1 pseudogene is annotated in these 798 nt (G+C 58.0%); it reads left to right on the top strand.

Annotated features, from left to right (window positions below):
• Positions 1–383: 383 nt before the first annotated feature.
• Positions 384–798, top strand: a pseudogene (locus ACXJ7R_RS34920) (hypothetical protein); the annotation flags it as partial.

The following is a 798-nucleotide window of genomic DNA, read 5'->3' as shown; positions in this document are numbered from 1 at the left end:
CGAAGATTTGGAGGCGGTTGAAGCGATTCGAACGCTCGACCCCAACCTGGCGATATGAATCTGTGCCAACGCTGCCCCATCGGAATCTCCGCCACGGATGCGATAAACCGTTGAATTTGCTATCTATCGACCAATCCTGGCTTCGCCCTGATACGCGATTGGCACCCCGTTTGCTGTCGCCTCTGCTTCCATTGCGCCTGGACATGTGGCAAGCGGGCAGCTGAGCAGACGCGGCTTCCTGGCTTCAGCATATGGACCCTCTCGGGTAATACGAATTGAAAATTGCGCTGTCATGTTTCAAAACAGGTCGGTAGACCCGCGAGTTTCGAAGCCTGCGGGGTCGCCACGGTCCTCAGGGCGAGAATCCTAAAAGACGTTCAGCAATGACCCAGCACGTACAAAACGCTCGAATTCTCATGTACAGCCACGACACGTTCGGGCTCGGCCACTTGCAGCGCTGCCGGACGATCGCGCATTCGCTGGTCGAGGATTTCCGCGGACTTCAGGTGCTTATCATTTCGGGCGCGACCATCGCTGGCGCCTTCGACTACCGCGCCCGTGTCGACTTCGTGAAGATCCCCAGCGTCATCAAGTTGCGCAACGGCGAATACACCTCGCTGGAAAAGCATATCGATCTGCATGAGACGCTAAGGATGCGCCAGTCGATCATCCGCCACACAGCCGAGACCTACCGGCCGGATATCTTCATCGTCGACAAGGAACCGCTCGGCCTGCGCGGTGAGATCGAGGACACGCTGTCCTACCTCAAGACGCGGGGCACCACGCTCGTGCTTGGCT

It is taken from the genome of Mesorhizobium sp. P5_C1 (assembly GCF_054049815.1).
This window is presented reverse-complemented; position numbering and strand designations above follow the sequence as displayed.